At 66.5% G+C, this 25,928-nt stretch carries 17 protein-coding genes; 6 read left to right on the top strand and 11 right to left on the bottom strand.

The genetic code is table 11. The features are described 5' to 3' along the window. Positions 1-228: 228 nt before the first annotated feature. Together ACFFRH_RS11235 and ACFFRH_RS11230 are read right to left on the bottom strand one after the other, a co-directional pair. A complete protein-coding gene (locus tag ACFFRH_RS11235) occupies positions 229-1,830 on the bottom strand; it encodes an MBL fold metallo-hydrolase (RefSeq protein ID WP_344750085.1) in 1,602 nt (533 codons plus the stop codon). Between the two features lie 452 nt (positions 1,831-2,282). Beyond that, complete coding sequence (locus ACFFRH_RS11230) at positions 2,283-8,564, bottom strand: nSTAND1 domain-containing NTPase (RefSeq protein WP_386156060.1); 6,282 nt, start codon at positions 8,562-8,564, stop codon at positions 2,283-2,285. 507 nt (positions 8,565-9,071) lie between these two features. On the opposite strand from ACFFRH_RS11230, the gene drmD reads away from it, so the two are divergent. Further along, entirely contained in the window at positions 9,072-12,260 is a 3,189-nt protein-coding gene (drmD, locus tag ACFFRH_RS11225) for a DISARM system SNF2-like helicase DrmD (RefSeq protein WP_386156058.1), read from the top strand. Continuing rightward, positions 12,257-16,369: an Eco57I restriction-modification methylase domain-containing protein gene (locus tag ACFFRH_RS11220; protein ID WP_386156056.1), complete on the top strand. Its 4,113-nt coding sequence runs from the start codon at positions 12,257-12,259 to the stop codon at positions 16,367-16,369. Before drmD ends, ACFFRH_RS11220 begins: the two co-directional genes overlap by 4 nt. Before the next feature lie 12 nt (positions 16,370-16,381). Here ACFFRH_RS11220 and ACFFRH_RS11215 read toward each other — a convergent pair whose 3' ends face one another. The 5 genes from ACFFRH_RS11215 to ACFFRH_RS11195 form a co-directional block, all read right to left on the bottom strand. Next, a complete protein-coding gene (locus tag ACFFRH_RS11215) occupies positions 16,382-16,750 on the bottom strand; it encodes a hypothetical protein (protein ID WP_344745940.1) in 369 nt (122 codons plus the stop codon). Positions 16,751-16,804: 54 nt separating this feature from the next. Next, the gene (locus ACFFRH_RS11210; RefSeq protein WP_386156054.1) at positions 16,805-17,134 is read right to left on the bottom strand and encodes a type II toxin-antitoxin system Phd/YefM family antitoxin; all 330 of its coding nucleotides are present in this window, start codon (positions 17,132-17,134) and stop codon (positions 16,805-16,807) included. Positions 17,135-17,190: 56 nt separating this feature from the next. Next, positions 17,191-17,412, bottom strand: a complete 222-nt coding sequence (locus ACFFRH_RS11205) for a hypothetical protein (protein WP_344745942.1) — start codon at positions 17,410-17,412, stop codon at positions 17,191-17,193. 76 nt (positions 17,413-17,488) lie between these two features. Further along, entirely contained in the window at positions 17,489-17,899 is a 411-nt protein-coding gene (locus tag ACFFRH_RS11200; RefSeq protein ID WP_344745943.1) for an ATP-binding protein, read from the bottom strand. Next, positions 17,896-18,177 (bottom strand): hypothetical protein, encoded by a 282-nt coding sequence (locus tag ACFFRH_RS11195; RefSeq protein ID WP_344745944.1) that lies wholly within the window; start codon positions 18,175-18,177, stop codon positions 17,896-17,898. Before ACFFRH_RS11195 ends, ACFFRH_RS11200 begins: the two co-directional genes overlap by 4 nt. 217 nt (positions 18,178-18,394) lie before the next feature. Between ACFFRH_RS11195 and ACFFRH_RS11190 the strand changes: the two genes are divergently transcribed. After that, positions 18,395-19,258, top strand: a complete 864-nt coding sequence (locus ACFFRH_RS11190; protein WP_344745945.1) for a helix-turn-helix domain-containing protein — start codon at positions 18,395-18,397, stop codon at positions 19,256-19,258. A 43-nt stretch (positions 19,259-19,301) separates the two neighbouring features. Continuing rightward, entirely contained in the window at positions 19,302-19,598 is a 297-nt protein-coding gene (locus ACFFRH_RS11185; protein WP_344745946.1) for a DUF397 domain-containing protein, read from the top strand. 46 nt (positions 19,599-19,644) lie between these two features. Here the strand turns inward: ACFFRH_RS11185 and ACFFRH_RS11180 are convergent, their stop codons facing one another. Next, positions 19,645-19,935 carry a hypothetical protein gene (locus ACFFRH_RS11180; RefSeq protein ID WP_344745947.1) on the bottom strand — a complete coding sequence of 97 codons (291 nt, stop codon included), beginning with the start codon at positions 19,933-19,935 and terminating at the stop codon, positions 19,645-19,647. Positions 19,936-20,149: 214 nt separating this feature from the next. On the opposite strand from ACFFRH_RS11180, the gene ACFFRH_RS11175 reads away from it, so the two are divergent. Beyond that, positions 20,150-20,464 (top strand): hypothetical protein, encoded by a 315-nt coding sequence (locus tag ACFFRH_RS11175; protein ID WP_386156050.1) that lies wholly within the window; start codon positions 20,150-20,152, stop codon positions 20,462-20,464. Position 20,465: 1 nt separating this feature from the next. Here ACFFRH_RS11175 and ACFFRH_RS11170 read toward each other — a convergent pair whose 3' ends face one another. Then, positions 20,466-22,580 (bottom strand): hypothetical protein, encoded by a 2,115-nt coding sequence (locus tag ACFFRH_RS11170; RefSeq protein ID WP_344745949.1) that lies wholly within the window; start codon positions 22,578-22,580, stop codon positions 20,466-20,468. 592 nt (positions 22,581-23,172) lie between these two features. Between ACFFRH_RS11170 and ACFFRH_RS11165 the strand changes: the two genes are divergently transcribed. Continuing rightward, positions 23,173-24,507: a serine/threonine-protein kinase gene (locus ACFFRH_RS11165; RefSeq protein WP_386156047.1), complete on the top strand. Its 1,335-nt coding sequence runs from the start codon at positions 23,173-23,175 to the stop codon at positions 24,505-24,507. Here ACFFRH_RS11165 and ACFFRH_RS11160 read toward each other — a convergent pair. Both ACFFRH_RS11160 and ACFFRH_RS11155 read right to left on the bottom strand, forming a co-directional pair. After that, a complete protein-coding gene (locus ACFFRH_RS11160; RefSeq protein ID WP_344745951.1) occupies positions 24,497-25,393 on the bottom strand; it encodes a serine/threonine-protein kinase in 897 nt (298 codons plus the stop codon). The two genes, ACFFRH_RS11165 and ACFFRH_RS11160, sit on opposite strands and share 11 nt — an antisense overlap. Before the next feature lie 112 nt (positions 25,394-25,505). Beyond that, positions 25,506-25,922 (bottom strand): hypothetical protein, encoded by a 417-nt coding sequence (locus ACFFRH_RS11155; protein WP_344745953.1) that lies wholly within the window; start codon positions 25,920-25,922, stop codon positions 25,506-25,508. Positions 25,923-25,928 lie beyond the last annotated feature (6 nt).

The raw sequence follows: 25,928 nt of genomic DNA, 5'->3' as shown, positions 1-25,928 counted from the left end.
TCCGTTGACTCAGTTCACCTGGGAGCCGACCCGGCCGCAGGGGCCTGGCCAAGGGCGATGGCGAGGCCATCTCCGGCCCACCCGGTGCTGTCTCTCCAGATCGTCTTGATGTTGAAGGTCGTGGTCGGCCCCCCCGGAGCCAACGCGGGCTCCGGGGCTTGAGGAAACAGATGGAACAGCCACCTGCTGCCGTCGCCCTCACCGCTTCCGGTGTATTCGAGAGGTAGGTCAGGGGAGCGGCGAGCCGGGCGCCCCACGCTGGCCGTTATGCCAGAGGCCGGTTGGGGTCATGCGGTGGTGGCGTATTTCCAGGATCTTGGCGAAGTCTCGTTGACGCGACGGGATACCGTGCACCAGCATCACCTGCTGGGCCGCGACCTCGTCGGCGATCTCGAGCAGGCCCCGCTTGTCGGCGTGTGCCGACAGCCGCATCATCTCGATGCGGGCTCTGAGGGGAATCCTCCTTTCTACGCCGTGGTCGTCGATGGGCAGGTGCGAGGCGTGCTCCTCGGCGAGTCTGAGTAACCTGGCGCCTCCGGATTCCTCGTCCTGATATCCGGAGAGAAACAGCGCACTGTTGGCTTCCGGCAGGATGCGGGCCGCCCACTGCACAGCCGGCCCCCCGGTGAGCATGCCCGATGTGGTGATCACCACTCCGGAGGTGAACTGGTCAAGGTCGTCGGGGCGGTTGGCTCGTTTCACATTTCCGCCGACGATGCGCAACGGTGATCCACGGTCCGCGGTAATGGATTCGAACGAAGATGTGATGTCCGCGGCCATTCCATCGAGAAGCACCGGTACGTGGGGAAGTCGGTTCCGCATGATCAGCGCGAGCTCTTGGGCGCGGCCGAGTGCGAAGGCTGGGATGAGAACACGTCCACCGGCCGAGTAGACGTCTTCGACGGCTCGGACCAGGTCGTTGACGCGCGTCTCTCGCGCATCGTGGATTTCGGCACAGCAGGTGGACTCCATCACGAGCAGGTCCGCCTCGCGTGCCACATCTGGGATCTCGTAGCCGTCCACGCTCTCCTGACGGAAACCGGAGATGTCACCGGTGACAACGACGCGCTGTTCACCGGCTTGGACGACGACTCCGGCGGCCCCGAGGATGTGGCCCGCGGGAAACAGCTCAAGCGTGAGGTCTCCGATCCGGCGCCGCACACCGTACGGGATCTCCTCGCAGCGCTGGACCGCGGCCTTGACGGTGTCGCCGTGATAGAGCGCCTCGCCGCTCGCCCCCCACTCGCGATGGGTACGTCGTCGCAGGTCCATCAGTTTCGCGGAGTCGGTCCACATGGCGGGCATCAGCCGCACGGTCGCCGGGGTCGCGATCACTCGCAGCCTCGGCATCCGCTCGACCAGCGCGGGGACGTACCCACAGTGGTCGGTGTGCGCATGGGTGACCACCACGGCGTCGATCGGTCCACTCAGGGCCTGATCGATGTCGCGCGGCGGCTGGGCCGGATCACCGGGACGTAGCCCAGCGTCGACGAGCAGGCGGGTGCCACCGGCCTCGATCAGCACGCACGAGCCGCCGATCTCGGTGGCGCCCCCCAGAGGCAGGACGCGCAGCTGGAGTTCCCGGGTGACGGTCACCCGGGGCTCCGGTGGGATGTCCGGTGGGGACACGATCGCCTGAAGCGCCGCGACAAGCGCTTCGGGCTCGATGCCTGTGACCTTCGCCGCGAGTGCGACGAGCGGAGCGACGGCGGAGGTCCGCCGATCGGGTACGGGGTCGCCGTCAGGTGTGTCGAACGTACGTCGCAGGGCGCCGAGGAGGTCGGCGACGCTCGAATCCGGATCATCGAGACGCCGCTGGAGGGTCGACACCTGGATGTCCAGTTCCTCGACGCGCTTCTCGGCTTCCTCAAGGATGGCCCTGGTGTTCCGAAGGTCCGCGGCGGTGTGCTCGTTTCGGCCGTTGGCCCGCTCCAGCCGGGCCCGGAGGTCGTCGACCTTTCTCTGGTGTCTCCGCAGCCGGGTCTGCTGGAGGCGGTCCGTTCTGTTCAGCTGTTCCGCCAGCCGGAGTCCCGCCTGGAGGACATCGTGGTCAGAAGAGAGCAGCAGCGTCGCGAGAGCCCGTGACTCCGGCTGGTCGTCGGGAATCCGGAGATCTCTCCGGAGACGATCCCGGAGTCCCTGGAACCTGACCAGTGCCTCGATGAGCGTTTCCCTCTGGGCGGTGACGAACTGGTCGACGTCGTGTTCCCGCCCGGCCAGGGCGGGCCGGGACAGGAACACCTCGGCCACCGCACGGAGGATCGGCAGCAGCGGATCCGGTGTCACCGAGACCGCTCCATCCGCCGGGTCGCGTTCATGAGAACGGATTCGCGTTCGAGCTTTCCGTCGGTGCGGGGTACGAGTGCACCCAGCGTACGGAGCACCTCGACCAGGTCCGCGGTGGAGACGTAGCCTTCCTCCCGCAGATGGGATTCGGAGAGCGGATGTCCCTCCTCCTCCGCTCCGGCCAGAGCCAGAAGGTCCGAGATCGTCTCCGGGTCGTCGGCGATCTCGGTCAGCCGCACAAGCTCCCGCCAGGCGGATCCCAGAGCCATGCCGGAGAGAACCCCCGTGGACTTGACGAAATCATCTGGCCTTTGGTGGAGATAGGTCCGGCATGTCTCCAAGGCGTGTTCGCGATCGACGTCGGGCCTGCTCAGGTCCTGGATCACCTTGCTGATCAGAACCGGCCACCCGCCGGTGACCCGCAACAGTGCCCCCTGACTGGTCTCGTCCTGGAATCCCAGCCCTTCCTCGTACATCCACTGCCGAACTCCCGGCCGGTTGAACGGCTGCAGCTCCACGAGGTTGGCCGTGCTGGTCAGATCGTCGATCTCGTCTTTGGCCGTGTCCGCCCCGCGGCCGACCGTCAGCCACTGAAGGGCGTGTTCCGGTGGGGCGATGACGGCGATGGCGAGAGTGCCGCCACTGGACAGCGAGACCGCGCGCGAGGCCGAGCGCATGATGCCGGTGCCCTTGATGTGCGAGAGGCCGGAAAGATCGACGATGACAAGGTTGTGTCCCGAGTTGTTGCTCGCCCGCTGTATCGCTCCGTCGAAGGTGAGGCCGTTCTCGCCGACCCGCCATGTCTGCGCCTGGCCGTGCCGCCTGGCCTCGTCCTGAAGCGCGGCCGCCACCCGGTCGAGCTGCAGCGCCTTCGAGCCGGCGATCAGGTGGAGCACGTTCCGCCGGCGCAACAGCCAGGAGACCTGACTGCCGGTCAGCGGGGAGCGCTCGCGGTGTCCCAGATAGGCGGCACGATAGGACTGCGCGTCGAAGGAGTCGGCCTGCTCGAAACTCTCGGCCTGTTCGAGGACGGCCTCGACCTCGTCGGTGCCGCCGAGCAGGTTGAGGATGTGCGGGGTGCGCAGCCGGTAACGTTCCCGGTCGGCGGCGAGAACGCCGAGGTTGACGCACTCCTCCAGGAGCCCGCGAAAACCGTCACTGGAGGAGTCCTTGAACCCTTGGGGCCACCATCCCTGACAGGCGACTCGCAGCTCGCCGGCCGTCATCGTGGCGTCCGCGCCCGCGTCGAGAGAGTGGAACGCCACCACGTAGGCGATGACCTTGTACCGCTTGTCCAGGTTGAGCGTCAGCTCGAAGCGGTGACGGAAACCGCCGGCCAGTTTGTTGTCCCGCCAGACGGCGTCCACATCCTCGCGGGTGATCTCGTAGGGCAGTGCCGCCTGCGGGGCGGGAAGCCGTCGCAGGCGGGTCAGCAGGGACTCCGCGAAGAGCTGGATCAGGGCGGGGGCGTTGTTGGCCTCCGCGATCACCCGCGAGGCGAGGGTGGCGGGGAAGCGCAGGCCGAGCGCGGCCAGCGGCCTGGTCAGCAGGTTGAACGCGTCCTGCGGGTCGAGCGGCCCGATGGCGATGTGTTCTCCGAGATGTGCCAGTGGCTGGTTCGACAGGCTGTCGAAGCGGGCGGTCTTGTGCAGCCCGGCGAAGACGACCTTCACCCTGTGGTCGGTCTCGTTCATCAGGTTGCGCAGGGCGATGACGTTGCTGAACGCGCGCCGAGCGTCCTCGTTGAGGAACTCGTCGGCCTCGTCCAGCAGGATCAGCAACTGCCGCGCCGGGTCTTCCTCGATCCACTCCTTCACACCGTGGCAGATCTCCTTCGGGTCGGAGAGTGTCCTCGCCGACTGCGGAAGGATCTCGGCGGCGGCGAGTTTGCCGGCGAGCATGGGCCAGAGCGACTCCACGGGGACCATCCGGCCGATGTTCTGGACGATCTCAAAGATGATCTTCCGGTCCGGGTCGGACCTGCGGATCTGCCGCTCGGCCTTGCGAAGCAGGGCGGACTTGCCGAGTTGCCTGCCGCCGTAGACGAACGAGGAGCCCGTCCTGCTCATGACCTCCTGCAGTTGGTCCGAACGTCCGTAGAACATCTCCTCCGGTACGTCCCCGGTGGGCGCGTACGGGTTGGCGGAGCTGAACGGCGCGAGCAGGCTCACCGTGGAGGTCCAGCTGGCTTCGGGCAGGAGCGCCAGATAGCTGACCGCGGCGTCGTCGATGACGGCCGTCACCGGGGTGGTGCGCTTGCGGCTGACCGCGATCAGCTGGCGCCGCTGCTCCACGGTGAGGACACCGAAGTAGAAGACCAGGACGGTCTGACCCTCCGGCTGGTCCTTCAGCCATTCGACGACCTGCTGCGGGGCCGGGGACTTCCACACGAGCAGCAGCTTGAGGCGGTCACCCGACGGGCTCATCCCGGATCCGAAGGCCGGCAGCAGGGCCTCGCCTATCGTGCTGACATTGTTGAGGGCGACCCAGGTCCGGTTCTGCGCCTCGTTGTGGCCGGCCTCCTGGTCGGCCTCAAGGCCGATCATCTGCAACACCGCCGCGATGGGGCTTTTCAGGTTGCCCGCGGCCTTGGGGCCCTGGGACATGGTCTGCCAGAAGCGCAGACCGAGTTCCGACACTCCGAACCGGCCTCTCGGGATCCCGGAGACCGACAGCCCGGCCTGTGCCAGCACGTCGCCCAACTCGGGATCGGTGACGTCGTTCTTGAACTTGAGGGCGTCCTTGAGCTTCTGGAGCCAGTCGTCGCTCTCCGGCCGCTGCCGTCTCGATGAGCGGGAGGACACGCTCTCGAAGGCCCTGGGGAAGTGCGGGAAGAACCTGCTGAGATGGTCGACGGCGTCGGAGCGTTCGGGAAGCGGCTTTCCGGCCTGTGCCTGCGCGATGAACTCGTGAGCCGTGGTCAGGTCGCCCACGTCGATGAAGCCCTTGATCCGCTCCTGCACGTCGGCGACGTTGGAGTTCTCGGCGCTGAGGGCGGCGAGCCGCTCCTGCTCCACGGCGATCCTGTCATCACGGATTTTCTCCGCTTCCCGCTTCAGCTCCTCCAAAGCGTGGAAGATGACGCCGAAGTCATCCCGCTCGTCACCGGCCAGCGTCTGGAGCGTCGCGGAGAAGCGGGTCGAGGCGATCTCGGGGAGCACACCGTCTCGGCGCCACTCCGCGATCTGGTCACGGATGTTCTCGATCCGATCACCGCGCTCGTTCCTGGCGGCGGAGACGAGCTTCTCCCGGCGGTTTCGGAGCTCGGCCGCGAGTTCCTGGTCCTGATCCGACAGGACGGCGATGACGGCCCGGGTGCCCTCGTGGTCGCCGAGATCGGCGCGCGCGAGAAAGGCCGCACGCCAGTCTCGGTCACTTCCACCGCACAGGGGCGTGAGCTCGCTCAGGGCGGGGGTGTCGTACGGGGCCAGGGTGCCGGCTTCGACCCTGATCGTGGGAGAGAACAGGAGATCGCCGTTGAGCACGTGGGCGATCGAGGGCTCGGACTCCGGCGGGGGACTTCCGTCCAGCAACCTGAGGGTGTCACGGACCAGCGTCGAGGCGGCCGACGCGGCAGCGGCCAAGGGCTCCGCGGACTCGGCGAGCCTTACGAGTTCCTCCTCGGCCTGGACTCTGTTCTGGTTGACCACCGCACGGAGGTCGTTCAGTGCCCCGACGACCGAGGGAACGCCGAAGCCGTCGGTGCGTAGCGCCTCCACCTCGTGGACGGCCGTCACCCAGGTCGCCACGAGGTCCAGAGCCCGGTTGACCTTCTCCACCAGCTTGATCCGCGCGCTGGAGTGGATCCGGCTGCTGCCGCGGTTCGACGTCCGCTCCTTGGCCGCGGCGTCGATCGTCCGATCGATCATGTGACCGGCACGGAGCTCCTTGAGCTTCGCCCTCGCGTTCCGCATCTCGTTCTCGTCGTCGCGAGCCGCGACGGCGAGCAGAGCACCCAGCGGGGCGTTCTCCTGGAGCAGGAATTTCCATACCTCGGTGGCCCGTTGAAATTTGATCGTCTGAGAGGGGGCCTCCTCAAGAAACCTCAACGCGGCCAGGGAGGCGTCTTTGCGGTTGTTCTCCGCCTGCGAGGCGTCCTGCAACCTCTCCGACAGACCCGGCATGAGATAGGCGCCGTCCTTGGCGACCTTGGCGAAGGCCTTTCCGTACGCGGTCAGCGCCGGGAGGTCGGAGACCACGGGGGAGAGGTCCTCGATCAGCGGGACGGTCTCCGGGGTGGGGTGGATCAGGCCGGTCCGTATCGCCGCGGCCCAGCAGAGCAACTGCCCGGCCGTGTCCTCGGCGAGGGCCTTCGACGTCACGTTCGCGGCCGATTCGGTGAACATGGCCGACAGCCGTCCGGCGAACTCGCTCATCTCGGCGGCCATGGCGGCGCACCGTCGCGCGTTGACCTCGGCGCTGGGGCGGCCCGCCGCCACGCGAAGCCAGGCGGCCAGGCCCAGCTGTCCGGCACGGATCGCCTCCGCCTCCGCCTCGGCCGCCTTCGGGGGAAGTCCCGCCAGATGGTCCGTGGGCGACGGAGAGGAGGAGACATGGTCGATCGTTGTCATCCCGGGGCGCGCCGGTTCTTCGGACTCCTCGTTCACCGGTGTGATCTCGGCCGCGGGCCCGGCGGAGAAATCAGGGGAGGCGGGACCGCCGGTCACCGCTGTGGCGGGTTCGGCCGAGGGAGTCCGCTCCGACGCCGAGGGCTCCCGGACGGATGGCTCCGCCGGCCGCCTCAAGCCTTCCTCCAGAAAGGCGTCCAGGTCGGCCAGCTCATCCTGATCCTCCGGGGGAGGAGGAAGCATGGCGCCCTGAGTCGGTGACGGCGTTTCCGGCTCGTCCGTCGTGGGGGGCGTTCCTCCCTCGTCCCGTCCGTCGTCGTCGGGCTGATCCCCTTCGGGGAATTCGCTGTCGGCGGGGGTGGACGAGGCGATGTTCGGTGGCTCGGGAACCGTCAGCCGACCTTGCACCGCGGCCAAGGCCACGGCGGCCCAACCGTCCGGTGCCTCCCGCCTGAACCGATCATGCAACTCGGATGTCCGCAGGAAGGCGTCGGCGTCGGCGGCGAGCCGGATGAGCTCGGCGAGCGTCTCCAGGATCGGAGACTCAGCGCGGGCGGCGGCACGGACCTCCTCCAGCTGTGTGTCGAGGACGGGCGGGCCCTCAAGGTGAGCCAGTGCGAGTATTCGACGACGCCGGGAACCCGCCGACGCGACATGGTCGAGGGTTTGCTGGAGGGCGGCGACCGTGCCGTCGTCGGCGATCGTGGAGTCGGCCGCCGACGCGAGCCTGTCTCGTAACCCGTCGAAGCCGATGACGCTCCGCGTGATCACTTCCAGGTCGTGGTCAAGGGGCCGGCGTGCGTCGGCACATGCTCGCTGCACGTTTCCGGCGGCCTCGGCGGCCTTCAGAAGCGTCTGGCGTAGACGGCTCATCTCTTCCCGCAACGCCTCGATGGAATCCTCGGCGAGGATGTGGGCGTCGTTCTTCGCGGGCTCTTGGGGTTCTTCCGGTTCTGTCGTCAACTCGGGCTCTTCGGGCTCGTAGTGGTCGATTTCTTTGATCCCGTTGAGATCCGAATTCTTGAGTGCGGCCGCTGGAAGTGACTGCTGGGCGGCGTCCCGAAGTTCGGAGAGCGAGATCGGTGTTTCGGGAAGTTCCGGATGCAGGGTGCGAAACCCCTGCCAGGCGGTACGGACCGCTTCGGCGGTGTCCAGGCCCATACGTTCGGAGGCGGGAACGAGCAGTGCGAAGGCCAGCGGAGACAGTGGTAGGTCATACCGGCAGATGTGCGCGACGACGAGATGGGAGAGGTCGTCGGTGAGGCCTCTCGTGTTCGCCAACATCTCGACGAAGCTGGGCGCCGCGGACGCCGACGACATCGCCTCGGCGGCGGAACTCGGTCGGAGCAGCCTCGCACAGGTGTCCGCGGTGAGCTCGTCGTGGTTCTCGAATCCGTGGATGAAAGGCAAGCTGAGAACATGGGTGAGCGACGTGCTTCGCTTCCTGTCGTTTCCCCTGAGCGCGTGCACGAGGCTGGTCGCCGCTGATTTGCTGATCGACCGCATGTCGGAAAGCCCCACGTGTCGCAATATCTTCTTGCGGAGAACCGGGGGGTAGTGGACAACGCTCCACAGAAGATCTTCCGCGGTGACCCTGGCCGTCATCTCCGTTACGACCAGATCGACGTCCGTAAACACCTTTTGTGTACTTAAATAACCAAATGGTGCAGAGTGGCGGTTATGCGGGTTCTTCTTGGTGCAGTGCTGCACTGTCGGCGTCTCCCCCTTTCGTATCGCTGACCCATATCGTAGGGTTTCGTGTTCTTAGATTCCTCGTTTAGGGATAAAGTGCATTCGCCTGGAAGAGGTGGTGTCGAGCCGCGAGGGCAAAGGCGCGGCCCCGGCGCGTACGACCTGTGATCGGCGATCGGAATTCGTGTCACAGTCCGATCTGGCGGCGACCGAACTACGCCACGCGGTGGACACGGTCTCTCGTGGCGGAGTCGCCGCTCCGCCTTCGATGTGCACCGCGTCACATCATGGAACGTAGACCATCTCAACAGGAATGTGAACTAAGTCCACAGAGTTTCTTTGTGTGGACGTGAGACGACGATAGGCGTACAGTCCGGTTCACGCCCCTGGCGGAACGTTCCCGGGGCGATCGACTTTGCGGGCGCTTGAGGCCTGCCAGACTGGTTGGCCGCGCTCTTTCCCGTGGCCGCAGGACGGCGGGGTCGTGAGCGCCGCAGGTGGGAAGCCGTTGGCGAGGAGTGAATGGTGACGAGCGCGACGCCCCTGAAGACGTCCCCGAGGCAGGCGGCAGGGGAAGGGCCGGCGATCGGTGCCCTGGTGGCGGTCCGCGGGCAGCGCTGGGTGGTCGGCGAGGTCGAGGCGAGCGGCGCCAACACCCTGGTGAGCCTGCAGAGCGTCGAGGACGGACGCTACGGTGACCGGCTCGACGTCATCTGGGAGATCGAGCCAGGCCGCCGCGTCCTGCCCAGCGGCTCGCTGCCCGACGTGACGCCCGAGGGTTTCGACCCGCCCGAGCGGCTGGCCGCCTTCCTCGACGCCGTCCGCTGGTCCGCGGTGGCCAGCGCCGACGTCAAGACGCTCCAGGCGCCGTTCCGCTCGGGCGTCGCCATCGAGGACTACCAGCTGGAGCCGGTGGCCCGCGCCCTCGACGCGCCCCGGGTGAACCTGCTGCTCGCCGACGACGTCGGCCTCGGCAAGACCATCGAGGCCGGGCTCGTCGCCCAGGAGCTGCTGCTGCGCAACCGCGCCCGCCGCGTCATGATCGTCTGTCCGGCGGGTCTCACCCTCAAGTGGCGCGACGAGATGGCCGAGAAGTTCGGCCTGGACTTCACGATCGTCGACACCGAGCGCTGCGCGGTCGTGCGCCGCACCTACGGCTCCGCCGCCAACCCGTTCCAGGTCTACCCGCTGACGATCGTCAGCCTGCCGTGGCTGCGCGGCCAGAAGGCGCAGCGGCTGCTGGACGAGGTGCTCGACCCGGCCGGGCTGGAGCGCCGCTTCGACCTGCTCATCCTGGACGAGGCCCACCACGTCGCCCCCGCCGCGCCCAAGCAGGTCTACGCGGTCGACTCCCAGCAGACCCGGCTGGTCCGCCGCCTCGCCCCGCACTTCACCCACCGGCTCTTCCTGTCGGCGACCCCGCACAACGGCTACCAGGCGAGCTTCACCGCGCTGCTGGAGATCCTCGACGACCAGCGGTTCGCCCGGGGCGTCACCCCGGATCCCGCCGCCGTCAAGGAGACCGTCGTACGCCGCCTCAAGCGGCACATCGTCGACGGAAAGGGGAAGAAGCGCTTCCTGGAGCGCGCCGCCCACGCCGTCCCGGTGCTCTACCCCGACGACGAGCGCGAGGTCCACGGCCTGCTCAAGGAGTTCGCGGCGCTGCGCCGGGCCCGGCTCAACCGGAGCAGGAAGGGGCGCAAGGCCGCCGACCTGGTCACGTTGCTGCTCAAGAAGCGCCTGTTCTCCAGCCCCGCCGCGTTCGCCCACACGGTCGGCGTCTACCTGAGCACCGTCACCTCCACCGCCCAGGCCGCTTCCGACGAGAACGACGAGGATGACGAGATCCCCGACTGGATGGAGGAGTACTGGGGGGACATAGTCGACCTCGACGACGAGCCGCTGGCCGAGGCCGAGGACGCCGCCGTCGGCATGGCCGCGCCGCTCCAGGGCGCCGCCACCAAGGAGGAGGTCGCGCTGCTCACCCGCATGCGCGGCTGGGCCCTCGACTACGCCTCCGCTCCCGACGCCAAGGCCCGCGAGCTGATCACCTACCTCAGGGCCGTCTGCCGTCCCGACAAGGACTGGACCAACGAGCGGGTCGTTGTCTTCACCGAATACCGCGACACCCAGAAGTGGCTGGCCGAGCTGCTCCGCCAGGAGGACCTGGCCGGAGACCGGCTCGCGATCCTGCACGGCGGGATCGCCGCCGACGAGCGCGAACAGCTCCGCATCGCCTTCCAGACCGACCCCGCCGAGCACCCCGTCCGCGTCCTGCTCGCCACCGACGCCGCGAGCGAGGGCATCGACCTGCAGAACCACTGCCACCGGCTGGTCAACTACGACATCCCGTTCAACCCCAACAAGCTGGAACAGCGCATCGGCCGGGTCGACCGGTGGGGCCAGAAGCACAACCCCGAGATCCGTCACTTCGTCGGCACCGGCTGGGAGAAGGCGGTCGACTCCTATGAGGCCGACCTTGAGTTCCTCTCCCGGGTCGCCGGGAAGGTCGCTCAGATGGAGGAGGACCTCGGCTCCGTCAACGCGGTGCTCGCCGAGGCCGTCCAGCGGCGCATGCTGGGCGACATCTCCGACTACGACATGGAGCGCGCCGCCGCCAGGGAGTCCCGGCAGACCGTCCAGGCCGAGACGAACGTCGGCGAGCAGGTCCGCAGGCTCCGCGCGAACCTCGACGACACCGTACGCGAGCTCGGCATCACCCCGGCCAAGGTGAGGCGGGTCGTCGACACCGCGCTCGACCTGGCCCGCCAGCAGCCGCTCCGCGTCCACGTGGACGACAAGCACCTGGCCGACGGCCTGCACGACGTGCAGCCGCTCACCGGCTCCTGGGAGCGGGCCACGGCCGGGCTCGCCGGCAAGCTCAGGAGGTCCGGCGAGCCGCCCAGGCAGCGGCCGGTCACCTTCGACGAGAAGGCGACCCTCGACCCGCGGGGCAGGGTCCGCGACGACGTGGTCCTCGCCCACCTGAACCACCCGCTCGTCGCCATGTCCACCCGCCTGCTGCGCACCGCCGTCTCCAACCCGGAGGTCGGCCTGCACCGGGTGACCGCGGTGGTCAGCGACGACCCCGCCCTGGAGACCGTGCTGGTCGGGGCGTTCTTCCGCTTCGTCCTGGTCGGCGGCGACGGCGTACGGCTGCACGAGGAGGTCCTGCACGCCGGAGGCTGGATCCCCGAGAACGGCCGCTTCCGGCGGCTGGAGAACCTGACCGTGCTCGGCGGCCTCCTGGACCGGGCGCTCACCGGCGGCACCCCCGCCTCCGCTCCGGTACGGCACCGCCTGGCCGGGCTCTGGCCGAAGGTCGGCGAGGCGGTCCTGCAGTCGATCGACTGGCGCGTCGACGGCAAGGACCAGAAGCGCGACCAGCTGGAGCGCAAGCTCGTCCAGCGGATGGAGGCCGAGCAGGGCAGGGTCGCCGACAACCTGGCCCGGTTCGAGACCGCGCTCCGCGCCAGGCTCGCCGAGAACGAGGACGAGGACGCCCTGTTCAGCCGCATCGAGGCGGCCCAGAGCAAGGAAGAGCTCGACCAGTACCGCAAGGACCGCAGATCATGGGAGGACCGTTTGTCCCGCCTCGCCGAGGAGCGCGACCGCGAGCTTGAGACGATCGCGTCCCGCTACCGCGCCCCGCAGCCGCACCGGTTCCCGGTGGCCGTGGTCTTCGTCGTGCCGAAGCGGGAGGCAACCCGATGAGCAGGCCAGGTTCCGGCAGGTCCTTCGGCGCGGAGCGCGACTCCGGGCGGCAGCACCAAGACTGGCTGAGCCTCGTCGAGGTCTCCGGCCCGTTCCTCAGCCTGCCCGTGCTGCGCTCGGCCTGGCCCGCCCTCGACCCGCTGGACAAGCGGGAGCGCGAACGGCTCCGCGTCGAGCACGCCACCTGGCAGGCCGGCAAGAGGCGCAGACCCTGGATCGCGTACGTCCTGCGCGAGCTGCTCGGCTGGGGCGACGCCGTCGAGATCGGCGGGCTCGACCGGCTCACCGTCCAGGTGCCCGAGCACGACACCTCCCTCACCCCCATCTTCGCGCTGTCCGTACCGGGCGGTGAGCCCGCGGCCGGTGCCGCACGGAGCGAGCCCGCGCCGGGCCCGGACGCGCCCGGCGTCGCGCCCGGCCCGGGTGCGACCGAGGACGTCCGCCTCCTCGGGATGATCACCAGTGGCCATCCCGCCGCCCGGATGAAGTCCTCCACCTGGGCCGCCACCCCCGTCGACCGGATGGCCCACCTCTGCCGTCACCACGGCGTCGAGCTGGGCCTGGTCACCGACGGCCGCTGGTGGGCGCTGGTCTGGGCGCCCAAGGGCGGCGTCACCACCACGGCCGTCTTCGACGCGATGCCCTGGCCGGAGGCCGCCGAGCGCGACGTCGTCCGGGCGTTCGTCTCGCTGCTCGGCCTGCGCCGTTTCTTCGAGGTGCCCGTCGGCGAGCGGCTGCCCGCGCTGCTGGCCGCGAGCCTCGACAGCCAGGAGGAGATCACCGAGGCCCTCGGCGTCCAGGTGCGCCAGGCCGTCGAGCTGCTCGTCACCGCCATCGGCCGCGCGGGCGTGCGCGACGACATCGGCGCGCACGACGTCTACCGGGGTTCGGTGGCGGTGATGATGCGCATCGTCTTCCTGCTGTTCGCCGAGGAACGCGGCCTGCTGCCCGCCGACAACGAGGTCTACGCCGCCTCCTACTCCGCCGGACGGCTCTGCGCCGAGCTGGAACAGCGCGCCGTCGAGGGCAGCGAGACCGAGCTGGAGAACGCCTACGGCGCCTGGCACCGGCTGCTCGCCGTCTTCGAGGCCGTCTACCGGGGCGTCGAGCACCCCCGTCTCAGCATGCACCCGCACGACGGCTCGCTGTTCGACCCGCACCCCTCCACCTGGATGCCGCTCACCATCGACGACCGCACCGTCCTGCACATGCTCCAGGCCGTCCAGTACGTCCAGGTCGGCAAGGGCAAGAACCGCGAGCGCCGCAGGCTCAGCTTCCGCTCCCTGGACGTCGAGCAGATCGGCTACGTCTACGAGGGCCTGCTGTCGTACGAGGGCTTCCGCGCGGCCGACACGGTCGTCGGTCTCGTCGGCAAGTCCGGCAGGGAGGCGGAGGTCGAGCTGGCCGCCCTCGAAAGCCTCGCCGCCGGTTTCGGCGGCGCGACGGGCGACGGGTTCGCCGCGAAGCTCGCCGAGACCTACAAGGACTCCGGCATCGGCACCGCCGGTGCGCTCACCCGGCACCTGGCCCCGCGCGACGAGGCCGCCGAGCTGGAGGCGACCCGCAGGCTCCTCGCCGTCACCGGCGGCGACGCCGAGCTGACCCGGCGGCTGCTGCCGTTCGCCGGGATCATCCGCGACGACCTGCGCGGCCTGCCCGTCGTCATCCTGCCCGGCACGCTGTACGTCACCGAGTCGGCGCTGCGTAAGAACACCGGCACCCACTACACGCCGAGGAAGCTCGCCGAGTCGGTCGTCGAGGGAGCCCTGGAGCCGCTGATCTACACGGTCGGTCCGCTGCAGACCGCCGACCGCACCCAGTGGAAGCCGAAGACGTCCGCCGAGATCCTGTCGCTGAAGGTCGCCGACATCGCGATGGGCTCGGCCGCCTTCCTGGTCGCCGCGGCCCGCTATCTCGGTGAGGCCCTGGTCGACGCCTGGTCCCGCGAGGGCGACGAGCGCGCCACCGCCTACCGCGAGAGCGCCCCCGAGCGTACGGCCGACGCCGACGCCGACCCGCTCGTCATCGAGGCCCGCCGCCAGGTCATCGAGCACTGCCTGTACGGCGCCGACATCAACCCGATGGCCGTCGAGATGGCCAAACTGTCCCTCTGGCTCGTCTCCATGGACCCGGCCCGGCCGTTCACGTTCGTGGACGATCGACTGGTGGCGGGGGACTCGCTGCTGGGAATCACGTCGATCGAGCAGCTCGAATACATGCACATGGACCCGGTGAAGGGGCGGAAGATCCACGAGGGCATCTTCGACTGGACGGCCGGGGTGCGGGAGAAGGTCGCCGAACTGGCCGAGAAGCGCCGGGAGATCGCCGAGATCGAGCTGGGCGACGACCCGCTGGCGGCACTCGCCAGGAAGCGGGCGCGGCTCGAAGACGTGGGAATCGCCTCGGGGCAGCTCCGGCTGTTCGCTGACCTGGCGGTGGGGGCGGCGCTGGCTTACGCGGGGAAGGGCGAGCGGGGGCTCAGGGCGGGGTCGGAGCATGCGGCGAAGCTGGCGAATGATGTTTTCGAGGGGCGGGGGGAGCTGGAGGCTCGGGAGGTTCGGAGGGAGTGGCTTGCTACTGATCACGTAGACGGCAGCTTCGACCGTCAGCCAATTCACTGGCCGCTTGTCTTTCCTGAGGTTTCCGAGCAGGAAGGCTTCGATGCGATTATCGGTAACCCGCCGTTTCTCGGCGGCAAGAAAATTAGCGGAACCTCTGGATCGATCTACCGCGATCACTTGGTTGAAGCTATCGCAAATGGCGTAAAGGGTAATGCCGATCTAGTTACTTACTTCACGCTTCGCGCTCATGGCTTACTGAATTCTGGTGGACAAACCGGCATTATTGCCACCAACACTCTGGCTCAGGGCGACAGCCGTGAGGTTGGCCTCGACCAGCTTGTGATGCAAGGGACGGTGATTCGGAAATGCATCAAAAGCCGCCCCTGGCCGTCCAAGAGCGCCGTCCTGGAATACTGTGCTATCTGGACCACTCAAGCCGTGCTCGGTGAAAAGGCAGAGATTAAGGCAGAGGGCGTCGTGGTTTCTGGTATCACGGCCTCCCTTGATCCCGAGTCTCGTGTCTCCGGTAACCCTTACCGATTGGCCGCTAGTCGAGGGCGTGCCTTCATTGGTAACTTCGTCAATGGAATCGGCTTTGTAATGGCAGACGGTGAGGCAGACAGTCTGATTTCCGCTAACGGGAGAAGCGAGGAGGTTCTATTTCGCTATCTGAATGGTCAGGACCTGAATTCGCGTGCGAGTCTTACGGCAAGTCGCTGGATCATTGACTTCCGTGATTGGCCGTTGACGAGAGCGGAGCAGTATCCGCAGTGCCTGGAAAGGGTTCGGCAACTGGTCAAGCCCGACAGAGACAAGCTTCCCGACAGCAAGCGAGCTACCCGAGAACGCTGGTGGCAGTATGAGAAGCTCGCGCCAGGGCTCCGAGCCGCTATTTCAGGGCTGGATCGGGTCATTGTGATCACGCTGGTCAGCAAAATTGTGATGCCGGTGATGGTGCCTACAAAGCAGGTCTTCTCGCACATGCTTGGGGTGTTTGCGACTGATGACATGGCGATGCTGACGTTATTGTCGAGTGGGACCCACTACTGGTGGGCACGTTTGCGAGCGTCGTCCATGAAAGCAGATCTTCGTTACACGCCGTCAGATGTGTTCGAGACGTTGCCTCTCCCTGGGTTCACCCGGGAGATGCGAGACTTTGGCAATCGCCTGGACATCTTTCGTCGGGACCTCATGCTCTCCCGCCAGGCCGGGCTGACCGCGACCTACAACCTGGTCAACGACCCCAAGTGCCATGACGACGACGTAGTGGAACTCCGCCGTATTCACAAGGCAATTGACGAGGCGGTCTGTCGCGCCTATGGCTGGGACGACCTGATCGACCAGCTCGACCATGGTCACCACAATGCAGGCAGGGAGACCCGTTACACCGTTGGTCTCTTCGCGCAGCGGGAGCTGGTGGACCGGCTGCTGGAGCTCAACCACGCCCGCTACGCCGAAGAGGTCGCCAAGGGCCTGCACAACAAGGGCGCGAAGCCCAAGCTCCCTCGCGCTACGAAGAAACCCGCAGCCGAGGGCGGCCTGTGGTGATCGGGTAAGTACTCAGCTCATGTCTTCGGGGCTGAGCAGCCCCAAACGGAGCGCCGCGCGCTCGTAGACATCCATCTGGGCGCGAGGGCCGACGGCCAGGACTTGGATCACCGGAAGTGCGCCCGACCGGGGGGCGGGAAGCTCGCGGTAGACAATGCGCCACCGTGCGAGCTTCGGGATCTCGTCGAAATAGAGACGGCGGCACCCGGTGAGATCGGGTTCGGCTGTACCGATGAGTTCTTTGCCGCGCTCATCACCGTAGATGAGGTTCTGGATCCGCAGGATCGCGATTTTACGGAGGCGATGCGTCGGAAGGTTCTTGAGGTCATCGTGGACCTCGGGCCTCAGGCGAGCATCGAAGATTCGTTCACGGGGAGACATGTGCCGAAGAGTAGTCGAATGACTACTCTTCGGAGTTAATATTGCCGCATCCAGTCACGCGGCCGACTCGTGTCCATTTGGTGTCGAAGATGATGGCTCTTCTATGTCGATCCCTAGGGAGTCGGCGACCTCTTCCAGGGTCAGGTCGGGACTCGTGGTCGAGGTGGCCAGTCGTTCCCGGATCAACGGGGCCAGCTGGATCTCGTCGATGAGGTCGGCGAGCTGCTCGTAGAGCTCGAAGCTGATAATGACAGCCTCGGGCTTGTATCGGCGGCCGATGACGACGGGCTCGGCCTGGAGGCCTTGCTCGCCGATTCGGGCGACGGTCTCGCTGAGCTGGGCGCGGGCGGAGGAGATGGGCTCGACACGCACGAATTTCGTCATGGCGTGAGGGTAGCATCACGTAGCGCGACTTGTACAACTCCTTGTACAAGTCGCATCTACCGTACGAGTCCATGCAGCAGAGCGATCCACATGGCCTCGGCCTCTCCGGCGGGCCAGTGGTCGCTCTCGTCGATCGACGGGTTGTTCCGTGCGCGTGTGGTGCGGCGGATGAACCTCAGTCCACCCGCCTGGCACAGCTCGTAGAAGGCCGCGTCACAGTCGCAGGTCCATCGCACGACCCGGGCCTGTCCATCCCCGCGTGCGGGATGCCAGGTCATCTCCTCGCAGTGGGATCGCACGGGAAGCACGTGCGGGCTGAGACAGCGGGGTGGGTGGTCCCAGCGGATCACGGGGTCACCGTCCGCTCAACTGGAACCACACGACACGGCCGGCGAGGATCTCGTACCAGCCCCAGGCCGACGACAGCTCCCTGACCAGCCAGAGCCCGCGCCCTCCGCCGCTGTCGGGGGTCACGCCCGCGCAGACCAGAGGCCGGTGCCCGGCCGCAGAGCCGGCGTCGATCACGTCGATGTGGAGCGTTCCATCGTGGTGGGCGACGGCGATGGTGATCCGTCCACTGGGGCAGCGGCCGGAGTCGGAGTGGCGTACGGAGTTGGTGACGAGTTCGGTGAGGAGGAGTAGCGCGTCGTCGGTGTGCGGGTGGTCGATCCCTTTCAGCAGATCGCGGACGTAGCGGCGGGCCCGGGGAACGGCGGCGATCTGCGCGGGCAGATCGACCTGGCCCAGCAGCCCCAGCGCCCTCACCGCGCCACCTCCACCAGCCGCTCGGCCGCCTCCCGCATCCTGCCGCGCCCCTGACGGTCATGGCTCTGCTGGGCGCGGTCTCGCCGCTCCCAGGTGAACACTGAAGTGCGACCCCGCTGAGCCGTGGCGACCCTCGACCGTCCTGGCGGCGCGAAGATCTCCACGCTCGGCCGCCGACCGGGCGAGAGCCTGACCACGGAGTCGAACCCGAGATCGTTCAACTCCCAGGCCAACTCCAGCAACTCACCGCCCCACCCTCGAAGATCACGAATTTTCATCCCCTCGCCCGCCCCTCTCGTTGGGTCCTGTGGGTCATGTGGCGCCGTGTGTCATGGGCTCCGCCGACGGCTGGCCTTGCAACACAGTCAGATAGTCCATCGTGTACGTTGAGTTATCAAGCGGTTCTGCAAAGTTACCGTTTTTCCGACTTCCCGATTCTGCTGTCACGGAACGCGGATACCTGCACACTTTCAGTAGTCAACTCGGGAGGTTGCTGTGGTAGCAGGGCGTGGTCCCACTGTTCGACGTCGGAGACTGGCCAGCGAGCTCCGCAGGTTGCGAGATCTCAATGCGATGACCCTCGAAGAAGCTGCCCAGCGCGTCGGCTGGTCCGTCGCGAAGGTGTCCAGGATCGAGACGGCCCGCGTCGGGATCACGTCTCCGGACCTCACTCGCCTGCTCGACCTGTACGAACTCGACACGAGCAAACGATCTGCCCTGCATGCTCTGGCGCGAACAGCGCGCATGAAGGGGTGGTGGGACGCTTACGCGAACTCTCTACCGAGTGACTATGCGACCTATATCCAGCTCGAAGCGGATGTGGCGTTCATCCGCAGCTTCGACAACGTGCTCGTGCATGGTCTGCTCCAGACAGAGGACTACGCTCGCGAGGTCATCCGTTCGGCTTTGATGGCCCTGTCCTCGCCCGCAGAAGTGGAGCGCCGTGTCGAAGTTCGCATGACTCGTCAGAAGCTTCTGCTGAGAGAAGAGAGCCCTATTCGGTTCTGGACCGTGATCGACGAGGCTGCTCTTATCCGCCAGATCGGTTCGACGGGGACCATGCGTGGGCAGTACGTCAAGCTCCTTGAGCTGGCGGATCGGGACAACGTCACGATCCAAGTGCTGCCGCTCGCCGCTGGCGTCCATCCGGCAACCGCCGGCACCTTCGCCATCATGGAGTTTCGTGAAATTTACGATCCCGCTGTGGTGTATGTCGAGACCATGACGAGTAGCCTGTATGTGGAGAATGACAGTGAAATGTACTGGTACACACTAGCGTTCGACCACTTGCGGGCGGTAGCGCTAGGTCCGGACAGTTCAAAGGTGTTGATCGAGAAAATGCTTGAGGAATCCACCTAAGATATGCCCTGCGCTGAAGGAAAAGGGGAGGCCCGAAGTGGACATGTCCCGTATCGAGTGGCGAAAGAGTAGCCGCAGCGGCAACGGATCCAACTGTGTTGAGGTCGGACTCTGGCGCAAGAACTCCCTCAGCGGTGCTGGTCAGGACTGCGTCGAGGTCGCCCTTGCCGATATCTCGCAGGCCGAGCCCGGCCCGGATGCTGACCTGCTCGTCCTTGTCCGCGACTCCAAGGACCCCGACGGGGCCATACTGGCTTTCACCTCGGCTGAATGGGACGCCTTCCTCGACAGGATCAAGGACGATGGCTTCGGCGACCTGGATGCGCGTCACGAGGCATGACGTGAGTTCGTAGCATCGGCTCCCGGTCAGATTTCAGCTTGATGTGTCACTGCCGCGCGGCGGAAGGCTGAACCTTCGCGGGGGCGGACTGGATCTCCTCTTCGAGCGCCTTGACGAGCGCCCTGGCCGCCTGGCGTAGTCGTGCGCGACGGGCGGTGAGATCTTCGGTGAACGTCCTGGCCTTCGGGCCCACCCACACCGACTGGCCGGTGAACTGGCCGTGGGCAGGGTCGAGCGCGGCCTCAAGGAGGGCGACTCTCGCCCTGAGCTCCACCAACGCCTGTTCCAGCACCTGACGCCGCGGGTTGGGCACCAGACCTTCCGGGCCAGGATTCATATATCCCTCTTCGGATGCCGATACATCGGGCGGACTATTGGACATTATTGGATCTACAGCACCTCGGCCAGCCCCGGAGGAATGCATGACACGTTTTGTATGGCGCGGCATCCTGGTTTGCGTGGTGGTAGTGCCGGCGGTGTCCGGGTGCGGGGACAGTGGTCCTACGGCGGCCGAAGCGGGCGAGACCCTTAGGACGCACATAACTGAGCTGATGAAGCAGAGTCACGCTTTGAATGTCCGTATCACCGACCCGGGTGGACGCGACCTGCCCTGCGGGGAGGGCAAGGCCAAGCGAACCTTTGCTGCCGTCGGTGAGGACCCGGCGGAGGAACGTGGGCCGGACAGTCTCAACAATCTTCTGCTCGGGGCACTTTCTGGAGTGGCTTCCTATCGAATTTCCGAAGACAGAGGCAACGCCCCTATCCGGCTCGCCAGCGATGAATACAAGACAATGATCATTTTGGAGTCGCCCGGCAACGGGAACTACGAGGTCAGGGGCGAGACCGAGTGCCTCCCGAACTCCTGAGCTAACTGTCGAAGGCCAGGCCTCGTTGCCTCCCCCGCTTGTTGAGGCTCTCGAACTGGTTTGCCATTTGGCTGGAAAGCCGTCCTAACGAGAGTTCATCGTTGCTCCCCATCCCATTGGCGGCCGCCCACTTCTCGAAGGCTTCAAGCCCCTTGTTGCCTTGCTTGATCAGTTCGGAGAACGGTTTAAGGTTGCCCCTGACGTCGGCGATGGCCACGCCGGGTGGGCAGAGCTCCTGCCACTCCGCGGGTGTCACCCTCGGAGTGAAGCCGTTGGCCATGAGAATCTGCGCATACGTGTGCTGGCGGCCGAGGGTCTCGATGGCGTCCTTCTTATCGGCCAAGCCCACCCGTGTCTCGTCCTCTTCGCCGAAGATGTCTCCGGCGGTGTCATAAGTGGAGAAGGAGAAGCCCACGAGTGTCCAGAAGTATGAGGCCGCCTTGGTCGTGGCGAAGAGGCCCGTCACCCCGACAGTGGTGTCGCGCAGGTATTTCATCAGGTCCGCTTGCTTTTTGTCAGCTATGTCCAGTGTGCCTTGGATCTTCTCGATGGCGGCCAGTTCAAAGCCGCGCACGTTGCCCAGCGCGTTGAACACCTGGTCCATGTGTTTGACGTCGCCGGTGCTGCGGGCCGTCGCCGAGGCGTCGGCGATGAGTTTCATGCTGAAGGCACCCATTCCCTTTTCGAACGGGGCGAGGTTCTCCGGGGAGTCGGCGAAGATCTTCAGGAAGCGGTAGGTGTCCTTCGGGCTCAGGGTGAACGCCGCCGTCATGCCGAACGCCGAGGTGAAGGGCTTCAGCGTGCTCTCCTCGGTCATGTTCGCGTCACCGATGTTCGCACCTTCGGTGATCTCGGCGGCGTAGGCGCCGGCCAGCGTCGACATGAAAGGCCTGACTTCCGGCGCGACCTCCATCGGGGTGGCTGGAGAGTCCTTGGTGCCGTCGGTGTCCTTGAGGTTTCCCATGATGGTCATGACGTTGAAGGCGAACTTCGCGGCCTCGGGGCTGTGCGGGCCCTTCTCGTAGGCCCCGCCTCCGGCGGCGAGCATCCGGCCGAACTCCGTGTGGACATCGAAGTCCGTTTTCCAGGGCTGGCTGCTGGACCTTCCGTATTCAATGCTGATTTCGTGCTCAAAGCCCCAGGGTCTCGCGTTGGGGAAGGAGTCTTCTATGCGGTTGAACTCAGTGAACAGGTCTCTGAGGTCCTCACGTGACATGGGGTTGAACAGGTTTCTGGCCACCTCGGGATTGTTCGCCAGGGCGGGCAGGAACGGAACGAGGTCGGTCTTCCAACGCCGGGGACGGCTACCGTCGCCGGCACCGATCGGCTTTCCCACTCCGCCTCGCAGCATCTGGGTGAGCCACGGGACGGGGAAGGTGCCGTACGCGAGCAGGCCCGCCAATTGGGTTTTCGGGGCTTTCTTGAGGTTGTCCGCCTGCCAGGCGGAGCCGAGGAGGGCAGGTTGCGCGCCGACCGCCGTGCCCAGCGCGTCGCCTATGACCTTGCGATGCTTGTCGGCCGCCTTCTTGTCGTACCTCTCCAGGCGACCGATCATGCTGAGCATGCCCTCGGGGCCGATGGACCGGAAGAACCCGGCGGTGAGGTAGGCGTCCTTCTGCCCGGCGGCGAGCTTTTCGAGAAGGCGGTCGTAGGCGGCGTTGGGCAGGCCGAGGGAGGACTCGGGAAGGCGGCGGAACTCGGCGGCGAGGTCGGTGCCCTTCTTGGCGTTGCCCGCCGGGGACTTGCCCGTCTTCTCGTCGTAGGGCAGCAGCCCCCACCGGAACGGGTCCTGGAGCGGGTCGCCGGTCCACAGTGAGCCCTGTTTCGGGAGGTGGGGTGCCCCTCCCAGCATGGGGAGGTCCTGGTCGATCGTCTCCAGGCGTTGGCGGAGTTTCGGGAGCTCGTCGCCGACCCAGCCGTCGATCTCCCTGATCGGCCCCAGCCCCGCCGCCGGCACCCCGGCCGCCGCGAGCAGCTGCCGGATCCGCTCGGACTGCTCACCGATCACGTCGCGCCCGCGTTCCAGCGCGGTGACGAAGCTCCGCATCAGATCGGGGTCGATTCCGGTGAAGTCCGGCGACGTGGGCCCCGCTCCCGGCGACATCGACTCCACCATCCCCTCACTCTGTTTTTAGTTATTTCACCCTAGTTCCAGAATGAGCGATTTTCAGCTGGCAGAGCAGATCGCCCAAGGTTCTGACCTGCCTGGCAGGTGTCATACGCCGTCATCGCGTAATAGTCGAGTTCTCCCTGGTGGGGGTTCGAATCGGAGCAACCCGTCCCAGTGTCCGGCTTCCGGCAGAGGGACGACATCCGGAAACCGGCTGACAGTGTTTCCGGTCGTTCATTCGTGGCGAGCCGCGTCACGACCGAGACGTACACCCGCCGCCGGACCGTGAAGATCACAAGGCGACGCCACGTGGTCGAGGTCGGCTACCGCCTTCCGTGAAGGGAATGCCGGTACAAGCCAAAAGCGCGCGCTTTTACCTGGATGTGTTTTCTGGCGGCGTCGGGTTTCTCCGGCGTCGTGACCCGCACCGTGAACGAGATCCCGTAAACCGTCCGTATGTGGAAACCCGGAGGCGCCACGTTGTCGAGGCCGGCCACTGCGGATCGGCAGGTGAGATCACGTTCGGCGATCCGATGTTCGGTACCGATTCATCCGCTCTCGCCACTCCGGGTATGGAGCGATCCGTATCATTCACACCATGTCTTCAACCGGCGGCCCCGACTTTCGCCACAGCGCTGACGGGCGCATTCCCGACCGGTCTTCCTGGCGAGGCTTCCCCCTCAGCATCGTCTGGGCGTTGGCTCCGCTGTACACCTGCGGATTCGCGGCCCCCTTCATCATCGGACACGCCGCCATACGGCTGAGAAGCCGGAATCTGGGCTTCGCGACCGGTGTCTACGGAACGTTTCTGCTCGCGTACGCCACCATCGCCAGTGTCATGGACGACGGGAACCCCGCGACCGAGGTGGAGCCACTGGTGAGCGCGGCGGCGGGGGTATGGGTGCTTGTGGGCTGGCTGGGCGGTACGGTGCACGCGTTGTTCCTCCGGTCCAAGGTCTTCCGCTCTCAGCCGAGGCGTCCGGTCCCCTCCGCGGCCTGGGGCCACACCCCCGCACCTCCGCCGTCCTACCGACCCCCCACCGCTCCGCCCGCGTCGTCCTACCGGGCCCCCGCCGGACCGTCCCCGTCGTTTCCCCGGCCTTCGTGGAACGACATGGGCGCCGCGCCCGACTCTCGCTCCCTCGACGGGATCGGGATCGGGATCGACAGAATCGGGCCGTACGCGCTGACCCGGAAGATCGGCCAGGGCGGCCAGGGAGCCGTCTATCTCGCGCACGGCCCGGACGGTCAACCGGTGGCGATCAAGGTGCTGCACAACCGGATCATCGGTGGCGCGGCCGAACGCGAGAGCTTCGTCAAAGAGGCGGCGATGGCCCGGCTGGTGCGTCCCTTCGCCACGGCCAGGGTGATCGACGTCGGTGTCGTCGACGACCTGGCCTACATCGTCAGCGAATACGTGCCCGGCCCATCCTTGGATCGGCTGGTGCGACAGGAGGGGCCGAGGGGTGGAGACAGTCTGACCCGGCTGGCGATAGGGACGGCGGCGGCGCTCAACGGCATCCACGCCGCGAACGTGGTGCACCGGGACTTCAAGCCCGCCAACGTCCTGATCGGCCCGGACGGTCCACGGGTGATCGATTTCGGGATCGCCAGAGCGGTGGACCGGTTCACGATGACCTCGGGTGGTCTCAGGGGCACGCTGATCTACATGTCCCCCGAGCAGATCTCCGGAGATCCGGTCGGACCGGCGTCCGACATTTTCAGCTGGGCCTCGACCATGCTCTTCGGCGCCACGGGCAGGCACGCCTTCGACGGTGCCTCCCACCCGCACATCTTCCGGATGATCCTCGAACATCACCCCGACCTGTCCGTGCTGCCCCCGGCGCTTCGGGATCCGGCGGCCGCCTGCCTGGCCAAGGATCCACGGGACCGGCCGACCGCCGCCGAGGTGATGACGGCGGTCACCGGCTGAACCGGGACACCGCCTCGGCGTACAGGTGGATCGGCCTCGTCACGCGATCGACCACGCCCGGCAGTGGCGGCAGGTCCCGTACGAACGGCAGGAGCCGGCGGAAGACCTCGTCGGCGCGTTGCGGGCGCTTGTCGGGGTCCTCTTCCAGCAGGGCCGTCACCAGCGCGTCGAGCTCCCGGGGCACCGAAGCCTCCCGGAGCGCTCCGGGACGCATCGGGGTGAGGCCAACGTGTTCGTCAACCTTGGCGACGAGGCCCGTCGTCTGGAACACCCGCTCACCGGTGAGCATCTCGTAGAGGACGCAGCCCGCCGAGTACAGGTCGGTCAGCGCGCTGGTCCTGCCGCTGTGAACATGCTCGGGAGCCATGTAGCGGGCGGTTCCCGGAGCCCCCAGCGTCCCGGTGATCACCGAGAAGTCCGGTGAGTTCAGGACGGTCGCGACACCGAAATCCAGGACGACGAGGGTCGCGTCGCGGCAGAGCATGAGATTGCCCGGCTTCAGGTCCCGGTGAACGAGCGAGTGGTGATGCGTCGCCGACAGCACGGCGCACAACTGTGCCCCGATCAGGGCGGCCCACGAAACGGGGAGCCTTTCGTGCGCGTCGAGCACGTGCGTGAGGGTCCATCCGTCGACGAACTCCATCACGAGGAAGAACCCGTAGTCGTCCTCCCCGAAGTCGTAGACGGTGGGCACACCGGGATGGCGGAGCAACGCCATGACTTGGGCCTCACGCCTGAACCGCCGAAGGGTCTCCTCGCTGATCCGGTCACGCCGGACGCGCTTGACGGCCACCCGCCGCCTCAGACGGGTGTCGACGCCCTCCCAGAGCTCACCCATGCCGCCCCGGCCTATCGGCCGGCGTAGTTCGTATCGCTGCGCGACCACCAAAAGACTCCGGGTTTCAGACGTGGGGGAGGATTGACGTCCTCCGTGAGGAGCGTCAGGACGGCTGTGGAAAAACGGGTAGCCGGGGATGTCCCCCGGCTACCCGTTGGTGTCAGGAGGCGTCTGTCGATCTTTTGACTTGGATTTTTTTATGCTTTGTGCCGTCGACGACGGTCCGCCCCGCGAGTGGTTTCTTCAACTTGAACTGCACAGGATGCAGGTAGCCTATTGAGTGTGTGGCGACATTTTCCCAGGGCCAGGGGCGAGGGCAGGAGTTTTCGCTCACCTGAACTTTGATAATCACCTTGGAGGATGATTCGAACACTTCCGATCCTGTAACCCGCTCGCAGTGTGTGCCGTCCTTGTCGGGCTTTCCGAAGATCACGTTTGCTGTCAAGGTCAACTCATCGGCGGACAGCGTCGCAAAATAGATCTTCTCCCAGTGAGGGGCGCTGCATGCCGTCAAGGCCAGTGCCGCAGAAGCAAGGGTGATCGCCTTGAGGTGCTTACTGAAGCGGGTAGTTGTCATGGACTC

It is taken from the genome of Streptosporangium vulgare (assembly GCF_042428775.1).
GTDB classification, from domain to species: domain Bacteria; phylum Actinomycetota; class Actinomycetes; order Streptosporangiales; family Streptosporangiaceae; genus Streptosporangium; species Streptosporangium vulgare.
This window is presented reverse-complemented; position numbering and strand designations above follow the sequence as displayed.